The sequence below is a fragment of the Flavobacterium davisii genome (assembly GCF_019565505.1).
Classification (GTDB): domain Bacteria; phylum Bacteroidota; class Bacteroidia; order Flavobacteriales; family Flavobacteriaceae; genus Flavobacterium; species Flavobacterium davisii.
Window position 1 is genome coordinate 1870103 of the sequence record NZ_CP067378.1, and the last position, 24991, is coordinate 1895093.

At 29.9% G+C, this 24991-nt stretch carries 25 protein-coding genes and 5 pseudogenes; 17 read left to right on the forward strand and 13 right to left on the reverse strand.

The window, feature by feature from the left end; all coding sequences use genetic code 11:
• Window positions 1-116: 116 nt before the first annotated feature.
• The 8 genes and pseudogenes from JJC05_RS08990 to metG form a co-directional block, all read right to left on the reverse strand.
• The gene (locus tag JJC05_RS08990) at window positions 117-1250 is read right to left on the reverse strand and encodes an FIST signal transduction protein (protein ID WP_235877249.1); all 1134 of its coding nucleotides are present in this window, start codon (window positions 1248-1250) and stop codon (window positions 117-119) included.
• Window positions 1247-1747: a sensor histidine kinase gene (locus tag JJC05_RS08995; protein WP_235877250.1), complete on the reverse strand. Its 501-nt coding sequence runs from the start codon at window positions 1745-1747 to the stop codon at window positions 1247-1249. Before JJC05_RS08995 ends, JJC05_RS08990 begins: the two co-directional genes overlap by 4 nt.
• Window positions 1704-3185, reverse strand: a complete 1482-nt coding sequence (locus JJC05_RS09000; protein WP_235877251.1) for a PAS domain S-box protein — start codon at window positions 3183-3185, stop codon at window positions 1704-1706. Before JJC05_RS09000 ends, JJC05_RS08995 begins: the two co-directional genes overlap by 44 nt.
• Window positions 3186-3189: 4 nt before the next feature.
• Complete coding sequence (locus tag JJC05_RS09005; protein ID WP_088390652.1) at window positions 3190-3732, reverse strand: heme NO-binding domain-containing protein; 543 nt, start codon at window positions 3730-3732, stop codon at window positions 3190-3192.
• Between the two features lie 9 nt (window positions 3733-3741).
• Window positions 3742-4155 carry a response regulator gene (locus JJC05_RS09010; protein WP_088390650.1) on the reverse strand — a complete coding sequence of 138 codons (414 nt, stop codon included), beginning with the start codon at window positions 4153-4155 and terminating at the stop codon, window positions 3742-3744.
• Between the two features lie 596 nt (window positions 4156-4751).
• Entirely contained in the window at window positions 4752-5435 is a 684-nt protein-coding gene (locus JJC05_RS09015) for an HAD family hydrolase (protein WP_127823723.1), read from the reverse strand.
• Between the two features lie 245 nt (window positions 5436-5680).
• The gene (locus tag JJC05_RS09020; RefSeq protein ID WP_088390646.1) at window positions 5681-6190 is read right to left on the reverse strand and encodes a ferritin; all 510 of its coding nucleotides are present in this window, start codon (window positions 6188-6190) and stop codon (window positions 5681-5683) included.
• A gap of 476 nt (window positions 6191-6666) precedes the next feature.
• A pseudogene (metG, locus tag JJC05_RS09025) lies at window positions 6667-8741 on the reverse strand (methionine--tRNA ligase).
• 299 nt (window positions 8742-9040) lie between these two features.
• Between metG and JJC05_RS09030 the strand changes: the two are divergent.
• The 3 genes and pseudogenes from JJC05_RS09030 to JJC05_RS09040 all read left to right on the forward strand — a co-directional run bounded on the left by JJC05_RS09030 (window position 9041) and on the right by JJC05_RS09040 (window position 11250).
• Window positions 9041-9999: pseudogene (locus JJC05_RS09030) on the forward strand (S66 peptidase family protein).
• 64 nt (window positions 10000-10063) lie between these two features.
• Window positions 10064-10423: a YraN family protein gene (locus tag JJC05_RS09035; protein WP_088390640.1), complete on the forward strand. Its 360-nt coding sequence runs from the start codon at window positions 10064-10066 to the stop codon at window positions 10421-10423.
• A gap of 164 nt (window positions 10424-10587) precedes the next feature.
• A pseudogene (locus JJC05_RS09040) lies at window positions 10588-11250 on the forward strand (aspartate kinase).
• 217 nt (window positions 11251-11467) lie between these two features.
• Here the strand turns inward: JJC05_RS09040 and mfd are convergent.
• From mfd to JJC05_RS17170, 4 genes and pseudogenes are all read right to left on the reverse strand, one after another.
• The gene (mfd, locus tag JJC05_RS18825) at window positions 11468-13411 is read right to left on the reverse strand and encodes a transcription-repair coupling factor (RefSeq protein ID WP_374226358.1); all 1944 of its coding nucleotides are present in this window, start codon (window positions 13409-13411) and stop codon (window positions 11468-11470) included.
• A pseudogene (locus tag JJC05_RS18830) lies at window positions 13409-14385 on the reverse strand (CarD family transcriptional regulator); the annotation flags it as partial. The gene mfd and the pseudogene JJC05_RS18830, both read right to left, overlap by 3 nt.
• A complete protein-coding gene (locus tag JJC05_RS18835) occupies window positions 14297-14818 on the reverse strand; it encodes a hypothetical protein (RefSeq protein ID WP_374226284.1) in 522 nt (173 codons plus the stop codon). The pseudogene JJC05_RS18830 and the gene JJC05_RS18835, both read right to left, overlap by 89 nt.
• A 5-nt stretch (window positions 14819-14823) precedes the next feature.
• Entirely contained in the window at window positions 14824-15069 is a 246-nt protein-coding gene (locus tag JJC05_RS17170; protein ID WP_258928357.1) for a hypothetical protein, read from the reverse strand.
• A 499-nt stretch (window positions 15070-15568) separates the two neighbouring features.
• Between JJC05_RS17170 and JJC05_RS09055 the strand changes: the two are divergent.
• Window positions 15569-16521 (forward strand): annotated as a pseudogene (locus JJC05_RS09055) (NAD-dependent epimerase/dehydratase family protein).
• Window positions 16522-16533: 12 nt separating this feature from the next.
• Here the strand turns inward: JJC05_RS09055 and JJC05_RS09060 are convergent.
• Window positions 16534-17022: a nuclear transport factor 2 family protein gene (locus JJC05_RS09060; protein WP_105196231.1), complete on the reverse strand. Its 489-nt coding sequence runs from the start codon at window positions 17020-17022 to the stop codon at window positions 16534-16536.
• Between the two features lie 598 nt (window positions 17023-17620).
• On the opposite strand from JJC05_RS09060, the gene JJC05_RS09065 reads away from it, so the two are divergent.
• The 13 genes from JJC05_RS09065 to JJC05_RS09120 all read left to right on the forward strand — a co-directional run bounded on the left by JJC05_RS09065 (window position 17621) and on the right by JJC05_RS09120 (window position 24493).
• The gene (locus JJC05_RS09065) at window positions 17621-18274 is read left to right on the forward strand and encodes a hypothetical protein (RefSeq protein ID WP_235877252.1); all 654 of its coding nucleotides are present in this window, start codon (window positions 17621-17623) and stop codon (window positions 18272-18274) included.
• Window positions 18275-18445: 171 nt separating this feature from the next.
• The gene (locus JJC05_RS17175; protein ID WP_258928358.1) at window positions 18446-18571 is read left to right on the forward strand and encodes a hypothetical protein; all 126 of its coding nucleotides are present in this window, start codon (window positions 18446-18448) and stop codon (window positions 18569-18571) included.
• A 180-nt stretch (window positions 18572-18751) separates the two neighbouring features.
• A complete protein-coding gene (locus JJC05_RS09070; RefSeq protein ID WP_235877253.1) occupies window positions 18752-19036 on the forward strand; it encodes an antA/AntB antirepressor family protein in 285 nt (94 codons plus the stop codon).
• Window positions 19036-19557, forward strand: coding sequence for a DUF6046 domain-containing protein (locus tag JJC05_RS09075; RefSeq protein WP_258928359.1), 522 nt, complete (start codon window positions 19036-19038; stop codon window positions 19555-19557). Before JJC05_RS09070 ends, JJC05_RS09075 begins: the two co-directional genes overlap by 1 nt.
• Window positions 19558-19629: 72 nt before the next feature.
• Window positions 19630-19803, forward strand: a complete 174-nt coding sequence (locus tag JJC05_RS09080) for a hypothetical protein (RefSeq protein WP_235877254.1) — start codon at window positions 19630-19632, stop codon at window positions 19801-19803.
• 143 nt (window positions 19804-19946) lie between these two features.
• Window positions 19947-20225: a hypothetical protein gene (locus JJC05_RS09085; protein ID WP_235877255.1), complete on the forward strand. Its 279-nt coding sequence runs from the start codon at window positions 19947-19949 to the stop codon at window positions 20223-20225.
• A 27-nt stretch (window positions 20226-20252) separates the two neighbouring features.
• On the forward strand, window positions 20253-20582 hold the full coding sequence (locus JJC05_RS09090) for a hypothetical protein (RefSeq protein ID WP_235877256.1): 330 nt from the start codon (window positions 20253-20255) through the stop codon (window positions 20580-20582).
• 1 nt (window position 20583) lies between these two features.
• Complete coding sequence (locus JJC05_RS09095) at window positions 20584-20784, forward strand: hypothetical protein (protein ID WP_235877257.1); 201 nt, start codon at window positions 20584-20586, stop codon at window positions 20782-20784.
• A gap of 203 nt (window positions 20785-20987) precedes the next feature.
• On the forward strand, window positions 20988-21284 hold the full coding sequence (locus JJC05_RS09100) for a helix-turn-helix domain-containing protein (protein WP_235877258.1): 297 nt from the start codon (window positions 20988-20990) through the stop codon (window positions 21282-21284).
• Between the two features lie 4 nt (window positions 21285-21288).
• The gene (locus JJC05_RS09105) at window positions 21289-21492 is read left to right on the forward strand and encodes a hypothetical protein (RefSeq protein WP_235877259.1); all 204 of its coding nucleotides are present in this window, start codon (window positions 21289-21291) and stop codon (window positions 21490-21492) included.
• A gap of 190 nt (window positions 21493-21682) precedes the next feature.
• Complete coding sequence (locus JJC05_RS09110) at window positions 21683-22648, forward strand: hypothetical protein (RefSeq protein WP_235877260.1); 966 nt, start codon at window positions 21683-21685, stop codon at window positions 22646-22648.
• 518 nt (window positions 22649-23166) lie between these two features.
• Entirely contained in the window at window positions 23167-23490 is a 324-nt protein-coding gene (locus tag JJC05_RS09115; RefSeq protein ID WP_235877261.1) for a helix-turn-helix domain-containing protein, read from the forward strand.
• On the forward strand, window positions 23477-24493 hold the full coding sequence (locus tag JJC05_RS09120) for a hypothetical protein (RefSeq protein WP_235877262.1): 1017 nt from the start codon (window positions 23477-23479) through the stop codon (window positions 24491-24493). The genes JJC05_RS09115 and JJC05_RS09120 overlap by 14 nt, the downstream gene beginning before the upstream one ends.
• The last annotated feature ends 498 nt before the right edge of the window (window positions 24494-24991 follow it).

Consider the following 24991-nt stretch of genomic DNA (forward strand, 5'->3'; position numbering starts at 1 on the left):
GTTCGTCATAATTATTGTATGAATCGTTAATAGCATTAATAAAGTCCTGATTTAGTGATAAATCAGTTCCTCCTTTTTTAGATATTTATCTATTTGTCTACTTAGTAGAGAGTTCATTATTCACTTATTAAAGTTAAAGTCATTGTTTGATTGTGTAACTCACAATTAGAGTTTTTTCCAAAAGGAGCTATTTCGCCATAGGAATAAAAACCACTAATAACAGTTTGATTTCCTATTGTTTTTTTTACTTCTTCAATTTCTTCTTCTACTCTTTGATCCATTACTAACTTTCTACCTATGCAACTGACTAATAATGCAAATTCGGGGTTTTTTATTCTATTTTCCATTGCTTCTTGAGCCGCTTTTTTAGCTCCTTCTGAAAGACCATCTACAGACGCCATCATTAATTGTACTTTGGAGTTTATAGGAACGTCACCAGCAAGGGTCATAGAATTATTATTTTCATCTATATTGAGTACTGTTCTTACCACAGCTTTTTCTTTATTTTCTGCTTTCACATGTAATGGATACAATAAAGAGGCTTTAGGTAATTCATTTGCTTTGTCTCCAAGATATTTTCTGTAAAGCTCTAGAGCTGGTTTGTCGTCTATTTCGTACAAAATATTAGCTTCGGATTTTGTAATTAGCCTTTCGGGACCAAATGTAATCCATCCTCCGTAACTTGCAGCGGATATTTCCAATGTTTTACCGTATAATCCGACCAAAATGACCTCCCCAGTTTTAGGGTTTTCTTTATAGGAAGCGATTGTTTTTTGAAATCGATCATCATCACCACAAATTCCTCCTGAAATAGGAATATTGTTAAGTTGTATAGCTTCAATTCCAGCGATTAAAGAGCTACCATTAACAAAGCTACCTTCTGAAATTACTATCAAATGTTTTAAGCCTTCTTTAGGCATATCGCTAGATAATTTTTTTCCTAGTAAATAAGCGTCTAAATTATAATCTTTGATATTACCATTTTTTATAATAAAAGTAGATTTTTCAAACTCTATTGCTGTGACATGAACAACATGATTGATTACATTATTATCAACGATTTCACCACAAGTAGAACCAAAAATCAAATGTTCATAGGGAAATTCTTCTCTTATCTTTTGTATAACGACAGATTGTTCTAATAATTGTCTATTACCAAAAATCAAAATAAACGGGTTGTTTAATTCTTGTTTAGGAATTATATATTTCCATGCAAGATTTTCTTCCAGAATTGCTTGTACTATTTTCATTGTATTGATTTGGGAATTTTAATAAAAAAAGTGGTTCCTATATTTTCTTGACTTTTAAGCCATATCTCGCCCTTATAGTTTTCAATAATTTTTTTTACAATTGAAAGTCCTATTCCTGTAGATTTTTCGTGTTTGGTAAAAGACTGAAATATTGTAAAAATCTTATCTTGGTTTTCTGGAGCTATACCGGGACCGTTATCACTTATACTAAACAAATGACTGTCATTATTGTCTTTATAATCCACAATTACTTGTCCTTGTGGTTTATCTATATAAGTAACAGCATTACTAATTAAGTTTTGAAATAGTTGTTGTATTCTGTACTGATCAGCTTGAATAATGGGTAAAACATTAGCTATTGTAACTTTTACATTTTCTGGAATATGAATTATTTGGATTATATTTTGAATGATTTCATTTGTATTAACTTCTTCATAAACATTTTCTAATGTGTCAATTTTGGAATAGGTTAATATCCCCTGAATTAAATGATCCATTTTTTTCAACTTTGCTTTCAATCATTTCAAAGTAACTAAGCGTCTGCTCACTAAATTCTTTTAGATTATCTTCTTTGATCCAAGAAATTAAAGAATGAATACTTCTAAGTGGTGATTTTAAATCGTGTGAAACTATTTGAGCATAATCATTAAGTTGTTGATTTTGTTTTTTGAGTTTGAGTAATAACCGTTCTTTTTGTAGTTCAAGATTTTTTTGTTGAGTTACGTCTAAATGAATACCAATAGAGCCAATTATATTTCCTTTTTCGTCATAATTAGGGCCACCACTAATTACCCAATAACGATCCTCTCCTTTTTTAGTTTTAGCTAAAACTTCATAAGAATCAGAAATGCCTTGTTTTCTTGCTTTATTTTGGTCTGCTAATAAAGTTTTACTTTTTTCATTTGCTAATAATTCGGTTGCATTTTTACCGATTATTTCATTTGCGGTATAACCACTCATATCAAGAAATGATTGATTCGAAAACAGTATGAAATCATTATTATCTACTTCAAGTAAACCTAAATTCATATTAGCAATGATACTGCTATACTTTTCTTTTTCATATTTTAAAGCCTCTTGATATGATTTTTCGTTGCTAATATCTTCTTCTATTGCAAAATATTTTATTATCTGTCCGTCGCTATTCTTTAATGCTTGACCATGAATCCTAACCCAGTATTTTGTTTTATCTTTGGTATAATTTAATATTTCACAGTTGAAAGGTTCACCTGTACTTAGTTGTTTTTTGAGATAAGCTACGGTTTCCCTAGATGTTTCTTTACCTTGTAGAAAGGAACGGTGTTTTTTCCCTATAACTTCTTGATTGTTATAGCCTGTTACTTTTTCAAAACTTTCATTAACCCATTCTATTTTACCTTCTTTATCACAAATAATTACAGCGTTGAGGTTAACTTTTGCAATAGAAGATAAAACTTGAAGCTCTTCTTTATCTTTTTCAAGTATTTTTTGTTGTTCGTTTATCTTAATAACTAATTCATTTAATTCTTGGTTTTGAATTTCTTGATTTTTTAAAACATGTAATAAATCTATTAACGGATCATTAAAGGCAAAATCTTGAAATGTTAAATTGTTTTCTACAACTTCTTGTATAGAATTAAACCAAGGAGAGCCTGTAAAAAGATAAAATTTGCCATGTGGATTTATTTGTCCTCTAAGAATTACCTTTTTGTTATTTGCGTGTAGTACAACTAATTGATTTAATGTTTGAATAAAATTAGTAGCGTTAATGTTTTCAAAATGAGGTCTTTGAAAATCAAACGATTTTATGAAAGATGTATCGAGTTCAATTTCGGGTAATAACTTATTTAATGTTTTTCCCAAACTTAGAATTTTTAATTGATCATCAATTAAAATATGAAAAGGAAAAATAGAATTAAACTCATCTACGTTAAAATTGAATTGAATATTACGCATAGTCCTACCAACTTATATTAAAAATCTCGTGAGTATCGCCTTTATCACGGCTTTTGATTATTTTAATTTCAACAGGAGTTTTAAATAAAATACTAAGACCTTGAATTAAACCTTTTACAAAAGCCTGTAAACCTTCTCTTACGGAGAAGTAGTGTAAGTTAAGACTTTTTTCAGAAATATCCGATACTTTAAATTCAGGAGGAGTTAAGTTAGGATAAATAAGCATAACTCTATTATGAAATAAAGGTAAATTAATTAAAAAGTCTTTTAAACAAGTACCTCCTGATTGCATTAAACCTTGATATTTTTCTTGAGTTGTTTTTAAAATCCACCACTCTCCGAAAGTCACGAAAACTTCCTCAAGAGTAATATTTAATTCGTGAGCAGTTGTACTTGCTAATTTGTAAGTTACATCATCGTCATAAGATTGTCCACTTATAAAATAATCGTGATCAACACCACTTTTGTCTCGGATTTCATCCCATTTTTGTTCTCCAAAATTTGATATAATTAAATCTTGAATAGCTTTGTTTACAATTCCATACATAAAAATAAATCAATGTGAAATTAACTCATTATGACTCCAATACTCAAAAAGAGATTGAATTTTTTCAACATACTCATCGTACTTTAGAGGCTTTATAATATAGCCTGCTATTCCTATCCTGTAACATTCCAATAAATCTTTGTGATTACTAGAGGTTGAAAGTATAATCGAGGGGATATATCTTAACCTTTCATCTTCCTTTAAGATTTTTAGAAATTCAATCCCATTTAATTTAGGCATATTTAGATCCAACACGATAATGTCGGGCAAAATTTCTTTGTTTTTTAAAATATCTAGAGCTTCAATACCATTATTTGCTTCAATTACTTTATGAATCAAATTGAAAGAACTAATCACTCTATTAAATTTCATAACCTCAATTTTATCATCTTCTAAAAGAAGAATAGTTAGTAATTTTTTCATTTCAGAAAGTTATTTAATAAAAAATTATGGCAGTATAGATTCAAAAATAAGAATTAGATATTATTTTCTTAATTTTTATTAGTTGATTGGTTGGCATAAAAGGATTAATGACTCAAATGTATCGATGAAAATGAGAAGATTATAACTATTTTAGAAATATAATATATTTTAATAAAAATAGTTATTTGTTTTAAAATCAGGTTTTTATAACTTTTTTTTGGTTGAATTGTACTTTTTAATTATTAGATTCTTGTTGTTTTTGTTTTGAAATATTTTAATTACAAATTTCAGATTAGACTTTGTGGAGAAGATGAAAAAATAAAGAAAAAAATAAACGAAATTTTTTCTTGCAGATACGAGCTGGCAAAAGCCGTAAATTAACATGTCGTTTGTTACTTTGACCAAAGGGAGAAGTCACATTATCAAGGTTATGTGATTTCTCCTGTTGCAGAAATGATAAGATTGAGACCTTTTAGGATAACCTAATTGAGGACAAAATAAGAATGCTTCTTTAGGTTTAAACTCCCTTTTATTTGTAATAAATTTTTAAGACACAATCTGGTTTAAAAAATACGATGATATAATAAATATAAGATTTACAGTACGAGGAGTATGTCTTTAATAGATTCAAATGCTTTAAATTTATCATGTTTAATTTCAAAATCAATTTGCTCATAAGCCCAAGTGGTATGATAGGGAATATGTACGCCATAACCTCCTATATTTAGTACAGGTAATACATCAGACTTTAAGGAATTTCCAATCATCATAAAATTTTGAACTTGTATATCCAATCGTCCTAGCATTTTAGTGTAGTCTATTTCGGTTTTATCAGTCATTACTTCAATATGATGAAAATAATGCCCTAATCCTGAATCATGTAATTTACGATGTTGATCTTTTAAATCGCCTTTTGTAGCTACAATTAATTTATAATTATCTTTTAATTGTTTTAGTACTTCTTCTACTTCTGGAAGTAATTCTACAGGTTTAAGTAACAGATCTTTTCCTATTTGTATAATTTTATTGATAATATTTCCAGAAATCTGATTTTGAGTTAATTGTAAGGCTGATTCCATCATAGAAAGAGTAAAACCCTTAATTCCAAAACCGTATAGGGGTAAATTTTTGATTTGATTATTTAATATCAATTGCAGAATTTCTTGATGTGAAGCATAACTATGAAATAAAGCACAGAATTTTTCTTGTGCTTCGTCAAAGTAGGGTTCGTTATGCCATAAAGTGTCATCTGCATCAAAAGCTATTATTTTGAGTGCCATCTTCGATTCGATTAATGATTTTTTCAAAAATAAGTTATTTTAAATAAAAAATCCCTCATTTGGAGGGAGTTTTAAATTTTTCGATTAAATCAAACATAGGGCAACGTTTGCACCTTTTTGATTCTTTCTTTTTATATTTTTCACAGCATTTTGACTTACACTTTTCCGCTTTTTTATGTAATTTTTCAAGCGTTTTTTCGTGACTGTCTTTACTTTTGTTTTTTTCTTTTTGCTCAAAATAAGCGTTATTTTACTTCATTATTCTTATTTGTTATTTGAAGTATATCTCTATCAAATAAATATAACCCGCCCTTATCATCACCTATCATATTTATTTTGTCTAAGATAGATTTAGCTTGAGCTTCCTCTTCTATTTGTTCTGCTACATACCATTGTAAGAAATTGTGGGTGGCATAATCTTTTCCTTCGAAAGTAATGTGGACTAATTCATTAATTGAATCAGATACAAATAATTCGTGTTTATACAACTCTTCAAACATTTCCTGAAAAGTGCTGAACGATGTTTTTGGCATTTTTAAATCGGTTATCAAGGCATGTCCTCCTCGCTCATTAACGTATTTAACTAATTTAAGCATGTGCATACGCTCTTCATCTGATTGCAAATACATAAAACGAGCAATTCCTTCAAAACCATGTATTTCTGCCCAACATGCCATAGACAAATATACCTGTGATGATTCAGCTTCTATTCTAATTTGTTTGTTTAACGCGTCTTCAATATTCTTTTGTAACATAAAAATAGGTTTGTTTACTGGTCAAATTTACAAAAAAATGTGGCTTCATCTATTAAGTTATTTAATTATTTCCTTTAGATGAGTTGATAGTTGTTAAAATGAAATTCTAACGTTTTTTTAAAGAGGAATAAAATTCGAAGATTAAATCAATAGTTTTTACTTCTATTGGAATATAATATATATAAGATTTTTTTAAAACGTACTTCAAAAATAAAAAGAGGTGTTCTAAAAATGTGTAATTGTATCCTCTTTTCAATATAAAGAAAAGAGGTTCAAAAAATACTAATTCAACGGTTAGTTTGTCACTTCGATAGGAGAAGTTATATTATCAGCACTATGCGATTTTTTCACCTGTTTATTTTGTTTGCGTCTCCTTTTGGTTGAAATGGAAAAATGAAGACTTTTTAAAATAATTTCCCTCTATTGTTTAGAGAAATAAATTAGATTTTTTGAACACGCTTTATCTTTAAAATTTATTAAGCAATTGTGGCTCCGTTTTCTACTCCTTCAGCTTCTGGGTTAACAAAAACTAATGTTCCTTCAGCATTTTGAGTTAATAAAAGCATTCCTTGACTTTCTACTCCACGTAATGCGCGAGGAGCTAAATTTACTAAAACAGTAACACGTTTACCTATTACTTCTTCTGGTGTGAAATGTTCTGCAATTCCAGAAACGATAGTCCGAACATCAATTCCTGTATCTACTTTTAACACTAACAACTTATCTGCTTTTGGCATTTTTTCAGCTTCGATGATCGTTCCTACACGTAAATCAATTTTTGAAAAATCATCAAAAGTGGTGGTTTCTTTTTGCGGCATAATAGTATTTTTTGTTGAAGCTTTTTCAGCAGCATTAGCCGTTTTGGTTGCTTCTAATTTATCAATTTGTTTTTGTATTTCAGTATCTTCAATTTGGGCGAATAAAACAGCTGTTTTTTCAGTTAAAATTAGGTGTCCTGGGGTAATAAATCCGATACTTGGGCTACCTTATTCCAGTTCAACTGCTCAAGATTTAATACTTTAGCCAATTTATTAGCTGTAAAGGGTAAAAATGGTTCAGCTAATACGCGTAAAGCAGCTGCTATTTGTAAAGCTACATACATTTGTGTTTTTACACGCTCTGGATCTGTTTTAACCATTTTCCAAGGTTCTTCATCAGCTAAATATTTGTTGCCTAAGCGTGCTACATTCATCATTTCGCCTAAAGCTTCTCTAAATCTATAGCGTTCAATAGAAGAAGCAATTACTGCTGGATAGGCTTTTAACTCAGCTAACGTTTGTTCGTCAACTTCTGTAAACGTGCTTGGAGTAGGGATAATCCCGTTATAGTATTTATTTGTTAATACAACTACTCGATTAATAAAATTTCCAAAAATAGCGGCCAACTCATTATTGTTTCTTGCTTGGAAATCTTTCCATGTAAAATCATTATCTTTCGTTTCTGGAGCATTAGCAGTTAGAGCATAACGTAATACATCTTGTTTTTCTGGAAAGTCAGATAAATACTCATGTAACCATACTGCCCAATTTTTAGAAGTAGATAATTTATTCCCTTCTAAATTTAAAAACTCATTGGCAGGTACATTGTCAGGTAAAATATAATCACCATGCGCCTTTAGCATAGCAGGAAAAATTACACAATGAAAAACGATATTATCTTTTCCTATAAAGTGGACTAATTTAGTATCTTGATCTTTCCAATAAGGTTCCCAATCTTTACCCTCTCTTTGTGCCCATTCCTTTGTTGAAGAAATATAGCCTATAGGAGCATCAAACCAAACATATAACTTTTTGCCTTCAGCACCTTCTACAGGTACATCAATTCCCCAATCTAAGTCGCGTGTTACAGCACGAGGTTTTAAACCATCATTTAACCATGAACTCACTTGGCCATATACATTTGATTTCCAGTCGTTTTTATGACCTTCAATGATCCATTCTTTTAAGAAAGCATCGTATTGATCTAAAGGTAAAAACCAATGTTTTGTTGATTTTAAAATAGGAGTTGATCCTGTAATTGTTGATTTCGGATTAATTAAATCAGTAGCGTTCAAAGAAGTCCCGCATTTTTCGCATTGATCACCGTAAGCTTCTTCATTAGCACATTTAGGGCAAGTTCCTGTAACAAAACGATCAGCTAAAAATTGTTGTGCTTGTTCATCAAATAATTGGTCAGTAGTTTCTTCTATAAACTTATTTTCGGTATACATTTTTTTAAAGAAAGCAGAGGCTGTTTCATGATGTATTTTTGCAGAAGTACGAGAATAGTTGTCAAATGAAATTCCAAAATCTTCAAATGATTTACGGATAATTCCGTCATATTTATCAATTACTTCTTGAGGTGTAATTCCTTCTTTTTTAGCTTTCATAGAAATAGCCACACCATGTTCATCACTTCCACAAATAAAAGCAACATCTTTACCTTGCAAACGTAAATAACGAGCGTAAATATCGGATGGTACATATACCCCTGCTAAATGTCCAATATGAATAGGCCCATTAGTATAAGGTAAGGCTGCTGTAATTGTATATCTTTTTGGATTTATTATCATAGTAAATCAATTTTTTAAAAACGATTTGAAACAAGTATAATTTTAAGGCTACAAAAATACTATTCTATTTTTGTATTCAGGTAAAAAAAGTATTATATAAAATAAAAAACTATGATTTAATGCTTGAAGAATAATGAATGGAATGCAAATTTAAAATGATCATTTTTTTTAAAAAAATAGACTAAAAGAAAATACTTAGTTAGATAAAGAAAAGAAGATTATTAATAACCAATATTTTTCATACTTATTTGTTTCAGTTTATTATTTAGTTTTGTATTTTATAAGTATTTTTCAAAAACATGAAATTTTATCTTTTATTTATTTTAATCTTTAGTTATTCTTACTCACAAAAAAACATGATCACACCACCGTATTTAAAAAAGGAGATACTGTGGCTATTGTAGCCACAGCTCGTAAAAATATTGATGATAATTTAAAACCAGCAATAGAACTACTAAAAAGCTGGGGGTTAGAAGTAAAGATAGGGAGTACAATTGGTTTAGATTTAAATCAATTAGCAGGAACCGATGAACAACGAGCAAAAGATTTTCAAGAACAATTAGACAATCCCAATATTAAAATGATTTGGTGTGTACGAGGCGGTTATGGTACTGTACGAATGATTGATTTATTAGATTTTACCAAGTTTAAGGAAAATCCAAAATGGATTGTTGGTTTTAGTGATGTTACAGTTTTACATAGTCATTTAAATACTATGGGATATAAGTCTATCCATGGAATTATGCCTGTAACTGTAGCAAAAGCTACGACACAAGCAAAAGAATCTTTAAAAACTACTTTATTTGAAAACGAATATTTAGAATATGACTTAGAACCTCACCCTATGAACCGATTCGGACAGGCCAAAGGAGAATTAGTAGGAGGGAACTTGTCTATTTTATACAGTTTATTAGGATCGCCTTCTGCTATTGACTGTACGGATAAAATATTATTCATCGAAGATCTAGATGAATATTTGTACCATATTGATAGAATGATGATGAATCTTAAACGAAATGGTTGTTTAGAAAGTATTAAAGGAATTCTTGTAGGAGGAATGACAAAAATGAAAGATAATGAAATTCCATGGGGTAAAGATGCTCTTCAAATTGTAAATGATGTAACTAAAAAATATAATATCCCTATTGTTTTTGAATTTCCAGCTGGACATATTCGAGACAATAGAGCTTTAATATTAGGCTCTCAGATTGTTTTAGATATCAATAAAGAGTGTTCTAAGGTGATTTTTGAACAGTAATAGGCAAATTGTTAAGATTGTACTTCTACAAATCTAAGATTGTTAATCCATAATTTTAAATCGTATGGCGGAACATAATGAAATAGGAAAACAAGGTGAAAAGATAGCGGTTGAATATTTGTTAAAAAATGGATATCAAATTCTAGAACAAAACTATCAAGCTAGAAAGGCTGAAATAGATATCATTGCTCGAAAAGAGGATTGGTTAATTGTTATAGAGGTAAAAACAAGAACTTCTATTGAATATGGAAATCCTGAAGATTTTGTTAATAAAAAGAAAATAAAATTATTGGTAAAAGCGATAGACGAATATATTCAAGAAACAGATTTAGATCTTGAAATTCGTTTTGATATCATATCAATAATAAAAAAAAATGAAATTCACACAATAGAACACTTAGTTGATGCGTTTTATTATTTTTAATAAAAATCAAGAAAAACAAACAATAAATTATATTTAGTAAAAATCTTGTATTTATTTTGGTGAATTATGAATATATTTGCGTCCCGAGAGGTTTTTATTTTAAATTATACATTCTAAAAAACAAACTAACAATGAGTGAAAATTAAAATTTAAATTCCCCAGAAATGAAAACAATTTCTTCTGTAGTAGAAAACTACATCAAGTCTAAGCCATTTTTATTAAATGCGCTGTCGTAAGGTATTATTAATCTTACTTCATTAGCAAGATTAATCACTGAAGAGCTCGAAGTTGAATTAGGAAAAGATGTGAAACAAGGCGCTATTATTATGGCTCTGAAAAGACTATCTGAAGATTTAAACTTTCAAGTAAATCATAAAATCACAAAGGTTTTAAGAGAAATAGGTGAAATAACAGTTCGGTCTTCTTTGAATGATTATACGTACTTAGTTTCTGATAGTATTTTTCAAAAACAAGCTGAATTGATAACGGAGCTAAATAAGCGTCAGGATGTATTTTTTACTTCTTCTAGAGGTGTTAATGAAACAAACATAGTTGTGAGTGATTCAGTAAGCGAGCTTATTGATAAGTATTTTAAAGAGGAAAGATTAACTCAAAAATTAGAAAACCTTTCTTCTATAACTGTAAAACTTCCTAAAGAAAATACCGTTACTTCCGGTATTTATTATTTTATTTTTCAACGCCTTGCTTGGGAGGGTATTGTAATATACGAAGTCATTTCTACTTCTAATGAATTTACGGTATTAGTAGATGACAATGTAGTAGATAAAGCTTTTAAAATAATCAAGGATTTAAAGTTAACGAAATAAAATTTCGACTAAGTAATTCATTTCAAACGTATCAAAAAAATCATCAAAAAAATATTTATTTTTCTGATGATTTTTTCGTTTTTAATGATTGCATCTTTCCAACACATTCCTTCAACCCAGCCTAACTAAGGACAAAAGAAAGCCCCCCTTTTTAGATTAAAAGTCCTTAATTTATTCATAATAAATTTCTAATGCATAATTTGAGTTTACTAACTTACTAAATGAGTTCCATTAATTCCAATGCTTTTTTAATTGATTTTACATTGTCAAAAGATAGTAACAAACGAAGGCCATTTTTGGTTTCTTTTTCTTTCATTTTACAGAGTGTACTATTCATTTGTACAAATTGTAAAACCTTATGAAAGCGAGGAGAATGATAATAGTCACTTTGTTGGTCACCTATAAAATAACATACCATTTTGTTTTGTTTTAATACCAATTTTTCAATACCTAAGTGAGTAGCTTTCCATTTTAAACGTAAACTATCTAATAAAGCCAAACCAGATTTAGGTAATTTACCAAAACGGTCTTCTAATTGTTTTTGATATTCTTGTAATTTTTCGTCTGTTTTAATAATAGCTAATTCATTATACAAACTCAAACGCTCCGTTACGCTATTAATATATTCATCAGGAAAAAGTAATTCAAAATCTGTATCAATTTGAAGATCTTTAACATATTCCTTAGTTTCAAGATTACTTTCTTCAGGATACAGGTCTTTAAACTCATTTTCTTTTAATTCTTCAATGGCTTCTTGCATGATTTTTTGATAGGTTTCAAAACCAATTTCATTAATAAAACCACTTTGTTCACCACCTAATAAATCGCCAGCACCACGAATTTCTAAGTCTTTCATTGCAATATTAAATCCGCTACCTAACTCGCTAAATTGAGTTAATGCTTGTATTCGTTTACGCGCTTCCTCTGTCATTGCCGAATATGGTGGTGTTATGAAATAACAAAAAGCCTTCTTGTTACTTCTTCCTACACGTCCTCGCATTTGGTGTAAATCAGACAAACCAAAATTATTAGCGTTGTTAATAAAAATGGTATTGGCATTGGGTACATCCAAACCACTTTCAATGATTGTAGTAGCAACTAAAACATCAAATTCGCCTTCCATAAATGAAAGCATAATTTCTTCTAATTGTTTTCCTTCCATTTGCCCATGACCAATTCCAACCTTGGCATTAGGAACTAAACGTTGAATCATGCCTGCAATTTCTTTAATATTTTCGAGACGATTGTTGATGAAATAGACTTGTCCTCCTCTTTCTATTTCGTATGAAATAGCATCGCGAATGACTTCTTCATTAAAGCCAACTATTTGTGTATCTATAGGGTAACGATTAGGAGGGGGAGTGCTAATTACAGATAAATCCCTTGCTGCCATTAAAGAAAATTGTAAAGTTCTTGGGATAGGCGTGGCTGTTAATGTTAATGTATCTACATTAGTTGCAATAGTTTTTAACTTATCTTTTACGTTTACGCCAAATTTTTGTTCTTCATCAATAATGAGTAAACCTAAATCTTTAAATTTAACATTTTTGCTTACCAATTGGTGAGTTCCTATTATAATGTCCAGTTTGCCAGATTCTAAATCTTTTAAAATTTCAGTTTTTTGTTTAGCTGTTCTAAAACGATTCAGGTAACTAATGTTTACGGGTAAGTCTTTTAAACGTGACTTGAAGGTTCTAAAATGCTGGTAAGCTAAAATTGTAGTAGGAACTAAAACGGCAACTTGTTTGCTATTATCTACAGCTTTAAATGCGGCACGAATAGCAACTTCTGTTTTTCCAAATCCTACATCACCACATACTAAACGGTCCATTGGTCGTTCGTTTTCCATATCTGCTTTTACATCCTGAGTAGCTTTTAATTGGTCTGGTGTATCTTCATAAATGAAAGAACTTTCTAGTTCATGTTGTAAATAACTATCAGGGGCAAAAGCATAGCCTCTATCTAAACGACGCTTAGCATATAATTGAATTAAATTAAATGCAATATTTTTAACACGTGCTTTTGTTTTTTGTTTTAAAGCTTTCCAAGCTCCTGAACCTAATTTGTATATTTTAGGAGGAGCCCCATCTTTACCGTTGTATTTTGATATTTTGTGTAGTGAATGAATGCTCACATATACGATGTCATTATCGGCATAAATAAGTTTAATAGCTTCTTGTGTTTTGCCCTCAACTTGAATTTTTGTAAACCTCCAAATTTTCCAATTCCATGGTCAATATGTGTAACATAGTCACCTACAGTTAAAGAAGTTAATTCTTTTAATGTAATATTCTGTTTTTTAGCATATCCATTTTTAATAGAAAATTTGTGATAACGCTCAAAAATTTGATGATCTGTATAACAAGCTATTTGGTTTTCTTCATCTATAAAACCTTGATATAAAGGGAGTACAATGGTTTCGTAATCTTTAGCAAAATGTTCATGCTGCTCCTCATCCATTGATTCAAAAATATCATGGAAACGTTTAGCTTGTTGTTCGTTAGCGCAAAATAGGTAATTTTTTAAACCATTTTGACGGTTGTTTTTTAGATCTTCCATCAATAAATCAAATTGTTTATTAAAAGAAGGTTGTGGTTTTGTATTAAATTCAAAAGTGTTTTGAACTCTAAAAGTGGGTCTGCTAGACATTTCCACTACTGAAAAGTTTAATGCTTGTTTAATAAAAGTTTCTTGGTTCACAAACAATTCATCAGGAGAAGCATGTTTAATATCCTGAGATAATTTTTGAAAAGTTTCTTCTGCCTTTGCAAAAAGTTTGTCCAAATTATTTAATAAAGAATCTACATTTTGAACAAAAATAGTAGTCTTAGGATTAATATATTCTAAGAAGCTTTCGCGTTTTTCTTCTAATAATTTATTTTCAAAATTGGGGATAATTGTAATTTTGTTTTTGGTTTCAATGGATAATTGAGTACTTACATCAAAAGTTCTGATACTATCCACTTCGTTACCAAAAAATTCAATACGATATGGGTTGTCATTAGAAAAAGAAAATACATCTAAAATACCACCACGCACTGAAAATTCACCGTTCAGTAATAAAATCAACGCGTTTAAAATCGTATTCAAATAATACTTCGTTGATGAAATCAATGGAAACTTTATCACCAACACTAATTTTTAACGTGTTTTTGTCTAATTCTCTTTTAGTAACTACTTTTTCAAAAATAGCTTCAGGATAAGAAACAATAATGCAAGGTTTTTTTCTAGAATTAATCCTGTTTAAAACTTCTGAACGAAGCAAAACATTAGCATTATCCGTTTCTTCAATTTGGTAAGGTCTTCTGTATGAACTAGGGTAAAATAGTACGTCTTTTTCGCCAACCAATTGCTCTAAATCATTTAATAAGTAAGCAGCTTCTTCTTTTTCATTTGCTAATAATAAAAAAGTTTTGTCTGCTTTTCTAAATAAGGTCTCTATAATAAATGATAAGGAAGAACCTAATAAACCTTTAAGATGAATCTTGTGATCGCTATTTAGTAAATCGGTTATTTGATTAATCTTAGATTGGTTAGAAAATAACTGTTTGATATAATCTGTATTCAAAATAATTACTTTATTTCTTCAAATGATGGAACTTCTTCTTTTTGTGGATTTTGAATATCAGGATTAATTAAGGATTCTGATTTTTTTCCACTGATGTGTTTAATCATATCTTCTTCACCTTCTTCCATTTGGATATGGCTACGGCGGACGATTTCTTCTATTTGATCGTTAAAAGCATTTACTTCTATATTTAGATCAGAAACTAATTCAACCACTCGTTTTTCAGGAATACGATCAATATTTAAAAACATATTCAAAGCTTTTACCTTTGTAATGATGGCAGAAAGACGTACATTAATTTGAGGCTTTTGAAGCTTTGTAGGGATCGTATTAGGTAAAACATCTACTTTTTGTACTAAATCTTTGGTTTTTAGTTTAAAAGCATTAAGAGAACTCTTCGGTTTTTGGTTTAATTCTTTTATAAATAAACGCCATTCATTCCAGTTTAAAGCAATGATTTCAGATTCAGGAGTTAATTTTTGTTCAGAAAAAATCCAAGCCTTATCTAAAGAATTAAAAACTAATTCTTTTTGTTTAATTGATTTTTGAATTTCAATAGCGTTATCCTGCTCTTCTTTTTACAGGAAAAAAGAACGAAGATCAATCCTAAATTATAGAGAAAAAAAGATTTCATTTTAAAAAATTAGAGATTACAAAAATACAACTTTTGTGTAACGGAAACTAAATGTATAGAAGATCTTGAAAGTGCATGGTCATAATTCCGTATATTTGCGCCCTAACTATTTAGGAATGGACACGAAAATTTTGATTATTGGAGCTTGTGGACAAATAGGCACCGAACTTACACAAAAATTACGCCAACTATATGGTGTGGAGAATGTAATTGCTTCTGACATCAGAAAATTAAATATTGATGTGGTAAATGATGGTATTTTTGAAGTTGTTAATGCGCTAGATTACAATCAAATAGAGTTTTTGGTTGAAAAGTATAAAATTACAGATGTTTATCTAATGGCCGCTCTGCTTTCAGCAACCGCTGAAAAGAACCCTGCTTTTGCATGGGATTTAAATATGAACTCGCTTTTTCATGTTTTAAATTTGGCTAAGGCTGGAAAAATTAAAAAAATATACTGGCCATCAAGTATAGCTGTTTTTGGTCCTACGACGCCACGAGAAAATACGCCTCAGTATACTATTATGGAACCTTCGACAGTTTATGGAATTAGTAAGCAAACAGGTGAGAGATGGTGTGAATATTACCACAAACAATATGGTGTTGATGTGCGTAGTTTGCGTTATCCAGGATTAATTTCATGGAGTACTCCTCCGGAGGTGGAACGACAGACTATGCAGTAGATATTTATCATAAGGCAATTACAGAAGGGAAATTTACCTCGTTTTTATCTGAAAATTCAGGTTTACCCATGATGTATATGGATGATGCTATAAAAGCAACTATAAGTATCATGCAAGCTCCTGCTGAGAATATAAAGATTAGATCTTCTTATAATTTAGGAGCTATGAGTTTTACTCCAGCGCAAATAGCTACAGAAATTCAAAAGCATTATCCCGATTTTACTGTTAATTATGCGCCCGATTTTCGTCAGCAAATAGCTGATAGTTGGCCAGCAAGTATTGACGATTCTTTTGCAAGACAAGATTGGAATTGGCAAAATGATTTTGATTTGGAATCAATGACAATAGAAATGTTTAAGCAATTAAAAGAAAATATTTATAAATAAATTGAATTAATATTATTTTTCTAACTTTTCAATTAAAGCGTCTTCTATAGGCGCTTTAATTTTTATTACCTCACCTGTATTGTTATTTGGTATTGTCATAGACAATACATAGTGTTTAATTTTCCAGTTCTTTCCCTCTTTAATAAGAACACCACTACCTCTACAAATTTTCATTTGAGTTTTGAGTAATTCGTCAAACCAAGCCATTTTTTTATCGGAAGATAAATAGATATTCCTTTCTAAAGCTGAAAAATGCCATGCTTTTCCTTTATCAAAATAAGGCTTAGCAAAATTCATGAAGGCTTCCTTATTCCAATTTTCTGTAGCATCAGTACCTATAAAAACGGATTGCGCTGCCATAGCCTTAAAATAAGGTGCATATTTTGCTTCTGAGGCAGCCTTGTGCCAGTTGTTTAGTAGTGCGTTAATTTCAATGTTTTCTTTTGTTTGAGCTAAAGTAAAAGAGCTTGTAAGTAATGATAGTAAAAGAGTTTTATTCATATTACTTGTTTTTAAATTGTGTTTTAAAATAGCTATAGAGAATTTTTAACTGAAATATATTAAAATATTTTATAAATTAAAGTAGATTTTTTTTTAATTACCAAACATAGTGCTAAATTATTTTGACAAGAGAATTACAAATACTTCATTTGAATGGTTTAATGTAAAAATAAAGTTTTCAGGAGTAAATTTAGAGGAGTAGGAAATATAAAAATTCTTTCTTGTTAGGTTTTGTAAATTTATGAAATTATAGGTTTTAAACTGGATTCAAAATATTCTATAGTATTTGAATAATATGTAAAATGAATTTTAAAAAGAAAAGCTCCTCATTTCTGAAGAGCTTTTGCGGTCTGGACGGTAAATGAACTATATTTCTTAGTTTATTGATTTGCAGTGATTTATGAATAGTATTTACTCAACGGTAGAAAACCAGTACAAAGCACTAATTTATATTGATTACAAATAATATTTGATAAAAATAAGGCAAAAGAATTGTTTAATTAAATCATGCGTTATGCGGTTTGATATGTATTGATAAAAAAGAAAGTTTTTTGTATTTTCGCACAAAAGGAACACTTACAAACAAAAACAAAAACCAATGAGTAAACAAAGCAAAATAACAGTTAAGCACTATCCAAACACAAATTTAAAACCGCAAAGCGAAAACGGAAAACTAAAATATCCGCTTTATGTACAGGTCATTTACAAAAGCAAACCTTATAAATTCAAATCGGAAGACGATTATTTTAAGTATGTTGATGAAAAAGATTTAGAGAATGATTTTATTTGTAAAATGTTAGAAAGTGAAATAAAACGGATTGAAAGAACCGTTAGTTTGATATCGCAAAACAATACAAAACTATTAACCAGTAAAGAGATTTTTAAATGGTCAAAGCCGTTAGATAAAATTATTGAACAAAATTTAGGAAAATTAATAAAAGAAGAGTTTAGCGATGCACCGGCACTATTAACAGACTTAAGTTATACGGAAATTAACCATTTATTGTTTTTTTTAGGTGTAGGTGCTTATGATAAACTACAAATGAATGATAAAATCAGCAGTGTATGGATGATAATAAATAATTTACGTTCTAATTTATTTGAATTTTATAATAAGGATTATTGTTATATAGACTTGTTTTATGGGGATAAATTTTTAGAAATTTACGAAGTATTCGAGGATACTTTTATAGGTAATGATGAATATTTAAAAAAATGTATAGAAAATTTTAGATATTTTATTGATTTGTAAAAATAATTTAAAAGATTAATATTCAAGCGGTTATATAACCGCTTTTTTACGCTCCAAAAACTTCAATAATAAAATTGAAATTTTTATTAAAAAAACTTGTATTTCAAAATTGAAGTTTTAGATTTGCATAATATTTATTAAAAATAACAACTTTTTAAAACAACAAAAAAAATGGATATTAAAGCAATTAAAGAACAGTTACCAACTGGCGGTATTAAAGAAATTTCAGTTCTGAGTGGTGTGCATTACGCAACCGTACAAGGTTTTTTTAAGGGAAAAAAACAAAAGAAGATGTAAAAATTATCCAAGTTACAGCTGAATATCTAGAAAATTATAAAACCAAAAAAAACAAAGCAACGAAAAAACTCCAAGAGGTCGCAAAAGCAATTTAAGAAAATCGAATGAAAAAGAATTTTAAAGACTACAAAGAAACTTCAAGAGGTCGCAAAAGCATTTTAACAGAATATAATTAAAAAAATGGTTTTACAGAACATTACAACAGACAACGAGGGCAAACAGTCAATTGATGCACGAAAATTGTATATTTCAATTGGATATTCAAAACCACACTTTTCAAGATGGGCAAAACAAAATATTGAAGAAAATGCCTTTTTATTTGAAAATGTGGACTGGTGCAAGGTAGAAACACTAACCATACAGGGAGAGGGTAATACTGAAAAAGGCATCGACAAATTTCAAGAGAAAACTCAAGAAGCGGTATTACGAGTTTTAAACAGTATCAACCAAATGCAATCGATATAATGGAGTTTGATTTTAAAGAAATGACCGCACGTGCGCTTATTGATTATGTGGATCCTCCATTTCCGCTTTGGTGGGCGAAAAATGGTCATAAATTCAATGCACCCGGATTGCATTTGATAAATGGGTTAAAGCTTGGCAAACCCTACTTCTTGCAACTTAAATTGTCGCATGAAAGCACGGAATATCAATTACCCAACGAGCCTTTAATCTCGTTTTCTTTAACAAAAACTATTGTAAAAACGGCAACGGTAAACAAACGCAGAAAAGGCACGGTTAAGGAATGTATTACAACAGAAGATTATACAATTACAATTCGTGGGTTATGTGTAAATGAAGATGACCCCGAAGAATACCCAGCCGAACAAGTGGCAATGTTGAGAGAGTTGGTTGATATTGATAAAGCTTTGGATGTGGTAGATAATCCTTTTTTTGAATTGTTTGGCATTCGACGCATCGTAATTGAAGATATAAATTTTGATGAAATGATGGGCAGACCCGAGACAACAAGCTTATTCCATTAAAGCGATATCCGACCAAGATTTTTACGCCGATTTAAAAGATAGAGATAACCAAAAAGCAAATATTTTAAGCTAATGTTTGTATTAACGTGTAAGGTTGAAATAGGAAATTATGTATTTCATCAAGTTAATGAGATAGAAATCAACAAATCGGTTGACGAAATGAGTGATACGGCAACTATCAAGCTACCAACACGCTTTAAAGTACGTGATAACGGTGAGGATAAAGTAGTAGAAACGGCGACATAAAAACATTACGAAAAGCTGGGCGTTGATGTATTAAGAACCAAACAAACAGCGGAAAAATACAGAAGCATTTTTCTTACTGGGATTGAAAAATTTTTGATTGACGACACTAAAAACGACGATTTAACCGCATTAATTAAAACAATATGAAACACTGGAGCGATTTCCTAAACACACGCACCCACACCACCAAACGACTGGGAAAAATGGCAAACGCAATGACTTTTGAAGTCCAAGAAAAGCAGCTGCAACTGAACAACGCAAAGGCAAATTTAGAACGGTTAGAACTTCAAATTTGCAATATAATAGCGGAAAACTATAAAAGTGAATGCGAGTACGAAAACGCTATTTTGAACGCAAAGAACAGAGCCATAAAATGGAATAATGAACCCATAGAAAGCCACAAATCAAGTAGCAAAAATTAAAATTAAATAGATAGAAACACTTTCAAAATGAATACAGAACAATTTACAGAATACAACAAAAAAACACTAATTAACATTAACGAACATTTAAAAAATAGCGGCGACTTCATAAACTTACCAGTAAAAAAATCAATCCATTATGAGGATTTTACAAGTCTTGGGATTGATTTAATGATAATTTTAAACGCTATTGAATGTATTGGGTATAAAGGCGAAAACAAAAACTTAATCCTTTGTGCTGAATTAGCGTCTATAGCTCAAAAGTTAATACCTACAAACGAACTATTGTTTTTAGATAGTTTACTAATCAAAGAAGAAAACTCAAAAGAAGTATTCAGTAAAATAGCAGATTTGTAAAATGAGTTTAGGAACTAACCCAGTACAAGAATTAGCAGTAAACAAAATCCCATTTAGTAACGCACTGGTTACAGATGTAGAATTTGAAAACGGTAAACAAACGCAGATAATAACAATTTTCAATAATTCAGAATTTCACTATGAAGGATACAAGTTTGAAGAATTACCCAATCAAAATAAAGTCAATTCAAACAACTTTTAACAGCATCAAAGAAGCCAAATTACAACCATTTTCAATATTTCAAAAACAAGAATTTAACAACCACGAAGAATTTTAAAAGATGAAGATTTTAAGAATAGAAACAATACACTGCCTACAAAGTGAAAGCTTACAAATTAGAGTTAAACTATTTAACAAAGTGGTTTTTAAATTACCGTTTAAATCAACTTTAAAACCTATTTAAAATGAGTTCAGATATAGCAGTTATAACCATCCCTCTTACAGAATGGAATGAAATTAAGAACAATATAACCACAATAAACAAAAATTTAATAGAGTTAAAAGGCATAGGCAAACCCGAATTTCTGACACCTAAAGAGGTTTGCGAGTTGCTAAAGTGTAGCCGCAATACTTTTCAGAGTTACATTGAAAAGGGATATTTAGAACCAGTGAGAATAAACACTAAAAAGTACAGCAAGCTACTTGTGAAGCGTTCAGATGTTGATTATTTTTTGTTAAGCCGTTCAGAAAATAAAAACTAAGCCAATGGCAAAAAAACGCAGAATCGATGTTTTTACTTTACCAAAAGATACTATTATTGAAGTAATAAGCATTAAAGGCGAAAAGGTTGTAAAAAATAATATGACTTACGAAAACGCATTAAAATTACGAAACAACAAAGGTTGGAAAAATATATTTTATCAGGTTGGATATAGTCATTTTACAGATGGAACCATAGGAAAAAAATAAGAATACGAATACAAAACGATTTAAGGGCAGTTTTCAGCTCCCTTGCTTAAAGGATTAAGAAACACTTACTTACAAGAATAAAAAAAACCGCCTTACTTAAGGGCGGTTTTCAACTCTCTTACTTAAGGAGAGTTAAGAAACACTTACAAAAGAATAATCCTTTGAAGTTGAGCAAATATAGTAAAAACGAATGATTGATAAAATAAGGTTTTCAAAAAAAAACCTATCGGAATACGAAATACAAAAAATAGTAAATACAAGCCGTTTACAGTCATACAATGCGGACGGATTAAAGCATTACCATAACCAACGAGCTAAGAACTTTAACGGTGGTATGTTAATAAAAATTGATACGGATAAAAGTTTGAAAATAGAGGGTAGCTTACACAAATACTGTACGTATTTAAAAAATAAGGAGCTAAACAATTACGATAGTTTTACGATGCGTCAAGCCAAAGAAACACTATTGAAATTGATTGAAAGAACAGGGTTTGAACCTGATAACGTAACCGTTAATTTTTACGAGGTAGGTTTGAATATCATTACAGATATTGAACCAAAGGAGATATTAAAAAACGTTTACAGCATCGGAGATATGGACAAAGAAAAGCTTTTTTACATAGACCCAAAATATAAAAACCAAAGTCAAGTAATAACCGAATACCACAAAGACTATAGAATAGTAAACAAGATATACGACAAAATACACGAAATGAAAGATAATAAAAAGCATCCTCCCAATGGCATTAAAATAGTGCGCATTGAAACCATACATAAGAGGGTAGAAAAAACCTATTTGATTGATTTTTTTGCAAATGAAAATTTAAAGCGATTACAAAAGATCTTCTTTAATAATTGGGATAAGCTTAATTTTTCAATTGAAATAATAGCACCACCAAAAACAAGTATATCAAAAATTGAGTTAGCTAGTCTATTGCATAAAAAAAAGCCGTTCGAGGTTTTGAATGAAATTACAAAGAAGTACAAGAATAACACAATCAGTATAAAGATTTATTACACATTAAAAAGGTTCATAGAGAACTGGGATAACGAGAAAAAAAATTTTACACCGACCAAAAGCCTTGTTTTTTCCCAGTGGGAAATATTGTATAATACTGAAAAACAGATATATAACGAAAAAATAAATTTGTATTGATATTCTTTGATAAAAATATTTGCGATAGCGGAGCTTATAAGTACCGTTATTTTTTTTGTCGGAAGCTTGTCGTTAACTTCCGAAAGGAAGCAATACAGTAAACAAAGGCACTCACAGCGCAAAAAGAGCATTATCCAAAAAGTAAAACACATAAATCATAAAAAACCCCGAAATTTTGATAAATAGGTAGTTTTTTACTAATACAATCAAAAACAACCCTAAAAAATAGATGCTTAGCATTTAAGTAGTTGATTAACAGTGATAACAAGCCTAAAAACAAGTAATTCGAGCCAAAAAAGGCAAAAAACACCTTGTATAACCATAGCAAGGCAGTTAAAAGATAAAATTTTCAGAGGGGGGCATAAAACTAAAAACATATAAGAAATAAAATCAAAAATTACCCAAAGCAAAAACCCACACCAAAAACGCATAATAACAGATATTAGTTTCGTTTTTCTACCACCTTACTACGGGTTTTTTACTCGAAAACGAATACCGATATTAAAACACCCCTTACAATGAAAAAAACAAAGAAAAAACCCACACCACCAAAGCAAAGGCAAACCTACACCCTAGAAACTAAGGCGAACGCTTTAAGATTATATTTGATAGGATTAACACTATCAGAAATTAGCAAAATTGTAGATGCACCAGTTCGTACAGTTGAAAAGTGGTATATTTCAGAAAATTGGAAACCTCAAAGAGAAACAAAAGCCGTGCATCTTAAAGCATTGGATTTATACGATAGTGGAAAATCATACAAAGACATAGCTAAGATTTTAAATAAAAGTTTACCCACAATAGGGCGGTATATTAAAATTGCACGAAATGAAACTAACTAAAACACTATACAAGGGACTTTATATAACAGCAGACGGCAAAGCGTGGCGAAATGATTTGAAAATTGAAATAAAACCCAATTCAAAGGGTAAAATCAGATTTAACGACAAATTGCACGACTTAAAGAAATTGATTGAACACAGTAGCCAAAACAAGGTAAAAACAAAGCGCATAGATTACAAAAAGCCAAAACCAACGCAGGAAACAATAAGAGAACTACAACGCAAAGGATTTAAAAGGACGAAAATAAACGGCTTGTATGTATCGAAATACGGCAAAGCATACAACAACGGCAGTAAACAATATTTGACACCAACCGCAAAGGGGGTGATAGTAATAAACGGCAAAGGCTACAACTTTGCAAAATTGATTTTAGAAACATTTAGCAAAATCCCATTTAGGAGCGGTCAAATAAATTTCAAAAATGGCAATACAAAAGATTTCACTGCTGATAATTTAGAATACAAAAGCACCGAGAAAGAACCGACACCAAATACAGCCGATTTAATAAAGTGCATACGATTTTATTTTGAAGTCGATAAGAAACTAAAAAGCAAAAGCCTTATGATTAAATACTATTTGTATGAAATAATAAAAAAACGAGGATTTGAACTAAAATACAAGGGCATTGATTTTGATATGTTTTTAGAATACACAAAAACAGATTTTTTGGTTTTTCCAAAAAATCAAAATAGCACTTTTGAAAAATTCAATTTTACAGTTACCAACGGTAAAAACGCAATAAACAAATATTTGAATTTATTAATATGTGAATGTTTGCAGGATTTTGAAAACGGAATTTTGAAAGTAAAACCATTTAAACCAAAACCACCAACTAAAACAGACAAATTAAGAATGCTACAACAAAAAGTAAATGAATATGGTTTAAACATAAAAATCCCGTTACGAAAGAAAAGCAACAAGGAACTTTTAAACGATTACAGAAAGAACACAAAAACGCTAGATTCAGAAATTGAAGCACTAAGAAACGAACCGCAAAAATAAGGCGGTTTTTTTTGTGCTTTTTGGGTATATAGTCCTTATAGTACTTGAATTATTCATTTTAAGTATTTTATTTTAAGTATTTTAAACGTTTTTGCTTTTTAGTAGGTAGAAAATGAGGACAAAAAAAGCCGTTTTTTTTGGTTAATTTTTAAAAGTATTGAATAACTAAGGATAGTATTTTACGTTATTTTTTTATTTTTGTTCTATGAAGGACACAATACAAAAAAAAGAAACAAAAAAGGAAAGACTTAACACAAGAAATAAAAACGTAAGGGATTGTTTTTATTCGACACAAGAAAAGCACCCAAAATATAAAATTGAATACATCATTCAAGAAGTTGCGCAAAAGTTTTATTTATCTCCACGAACTGTAAACGCAATTCTTAGCCACGAGGGAATTTATAAAGATTAAAATATTTTTATATATTTGGCTCTCGGTTGCGTATCGATCAAAATAATAGACACCGATTCTGCGGATTTGGAAGTACAGGCGAAAAC

What these genes read in the sequence shown, in the direction of transcription:
- JJC05_RS08990 (WP_235877249.1), bottom strand. Translation starts at nt 1,250, where the DNA reads ATGAAAATAGTACAAGCAATTCTGGAAGAAAATCTTGCATGGAAATAT.
- JJC05_RS08995 (WP_235877250.1), bottom strand. Translation starts at nt 1,747, where the DNA reads ATGGATCATTTAATTCAGGGGATATTAACCTATTCCAAAATTGACACA.
- JJC05_RS09000 (WP_235877251.1), bottom strand. Translation starts at nt 3,185, where the DNA reads ATGCGTAATATTCAATTCAATTTTAACGTAGATGAGTTTAATTCTATT.
- JJC05_RS09005 (WP_088390652.1), bottom strand. Translation starts at nt 3,732, where the DNA reads ATGTATGGAATTGTAAACAAAGCTATTCAAGATTTAATTATATCAAAT.
- JJC05_RS09010 (WP_088390650.1), bottom strand. Translation starts at nt 4,155, where the DNA reads ATGAAAAAATTACTAACTATTCTTCTTTTAGAAGATGATAAAATTGAG.
- JJC05_RS09015 (WP_127823723.1), bottom strand. Translation starts at nt 5,435, where the DNA reads ATGGCACTCAAAATAATAGCTTTTGATGCAGATGACACTTTATGGCAT.
- JJC05_RS09020 (WP_088390646.1), bottom strand. Translation starts at nt 6,190, where the DNA reads ATGTTACAAAAGAATATTGAAGACGCGTTAAACAAACAAATTAGAATA.
- JJC05_RS09035 (WP_088390640.1), top strand. Translation starts at nt 10,064, where the DNA reads ATGGCGGAACATAATGAAATAGGAAAACAAGGTGAAAAGATAGCGGTT.
- JJC05_RS17170 (WP_258928357.1), bottom strand. Translation starts at nt 15,069, where the DNA reads ATGTTTTTAAATATTGATCGTATTCCTGAAAAACGAGTGGTTGAATTA.
- JJC05_RS09060 (WP_105196231.1), bottom strand. Translation starts at nt 17,022, where the DNA reads ATGAATAAAACTCTTTTACTATCATTACTTACAAGCTCTTTTACTTTA.
- JJC05_RS09065 (WP_235877252.1), top strand. Translation starts at nt 17,621, where the DNA reads ATGAGTAAACAAAGCAAAATAACAGTTAAGCACTATCCAAACACAAAT.
- JJC05_RS17175 (WP_258928358.1), top strand. Translation starts at nt 18,446, where the DNA reads ATGGATATTAAAGCAATTAAAGAACAGTTACCAACTGGCGGTATTAAA.
- JJC05_RS09070 (WP_235877253.1), top strand. Translation starts at nt 18,752, where the DNA reads ATGGTTTTACAGAACATTACAACAGACAACGAGGGCAAACAGTCAATT.
- JJC05_RS09075 (WP_258928359.1), top strand. Translation starts at nt 19,036, where the DNA reads ATGGAGTTTGATTTTAAAGAAATGACCGCACGTGCGCTTATTGATTAT.
- JJC05_RS09080 (WP_235877254.1), top strand. Translation starts at nt 19,630, where the DNA reads ATGTTTGTATTAACGTGTAAGGTTGAAATAGGAAATTATGTATTTCAT.
- JJC05_RS09085 (WP_235877255.1), top strand. Translation starts at nt 19,947, where the DNA reads ATGAAACACTGGAGCGATTTCCTAAACACACGCACCCACACCACCAAA.
- JJC05_RS09090 (WP_235877256.1), top strand. Translation starts at nt 20,253, where the DNA reads ATGAATACAGAACAATTTACAGAATACAACAAAAAAACACTAATTAAC.
- JJC05_RS09095 (WP_235877257.1), top strand. Translation starts at nt 20,584, where the DNA reads ATGAGTTTAGGAACTAACCCAGTACAAGAATTAGCAGTAAACAAAATC.
- JJC05_RS09100 (WP_235877258.1), top strand. Translation starts at nt 20,988, where the DNA reads ATGAGTTCAGATATAGCAGTTATAACCATCCCTCTTACAGAATGGAAT.
- JJC05_RS09105 (WP_235877259.1), top strand. Translation starts at nt 21,289, where the DNA reads ATGGCAAAAAAACGCAGAATCGATGTTTTTACTTTACCAAAAGATACT.
- JJC05_RS09110 (WP_235877260.1), top strand. Translation starts at nt 21,683, where the DNA reads ATGATTGATAAAATAAGGTTTTCAAAAAAAAACCTATCGGAATACGAA.
- JJC05_RS09115 (WP_235877261.1), top strand. Translation starts at nt 23,167, where the DNA reads ATGAAAAAAACAAAGAAAAAACCCACACCACCAAAGCAAAGGCAAACC.
- JJC05_RS09120 (WP_235877262.1), top strand. Translation starts at nt 23,477, where the DNA reads ATGAAACTAACTAAAACACTATACAAGGGACTTTATATAACAGCAGAC.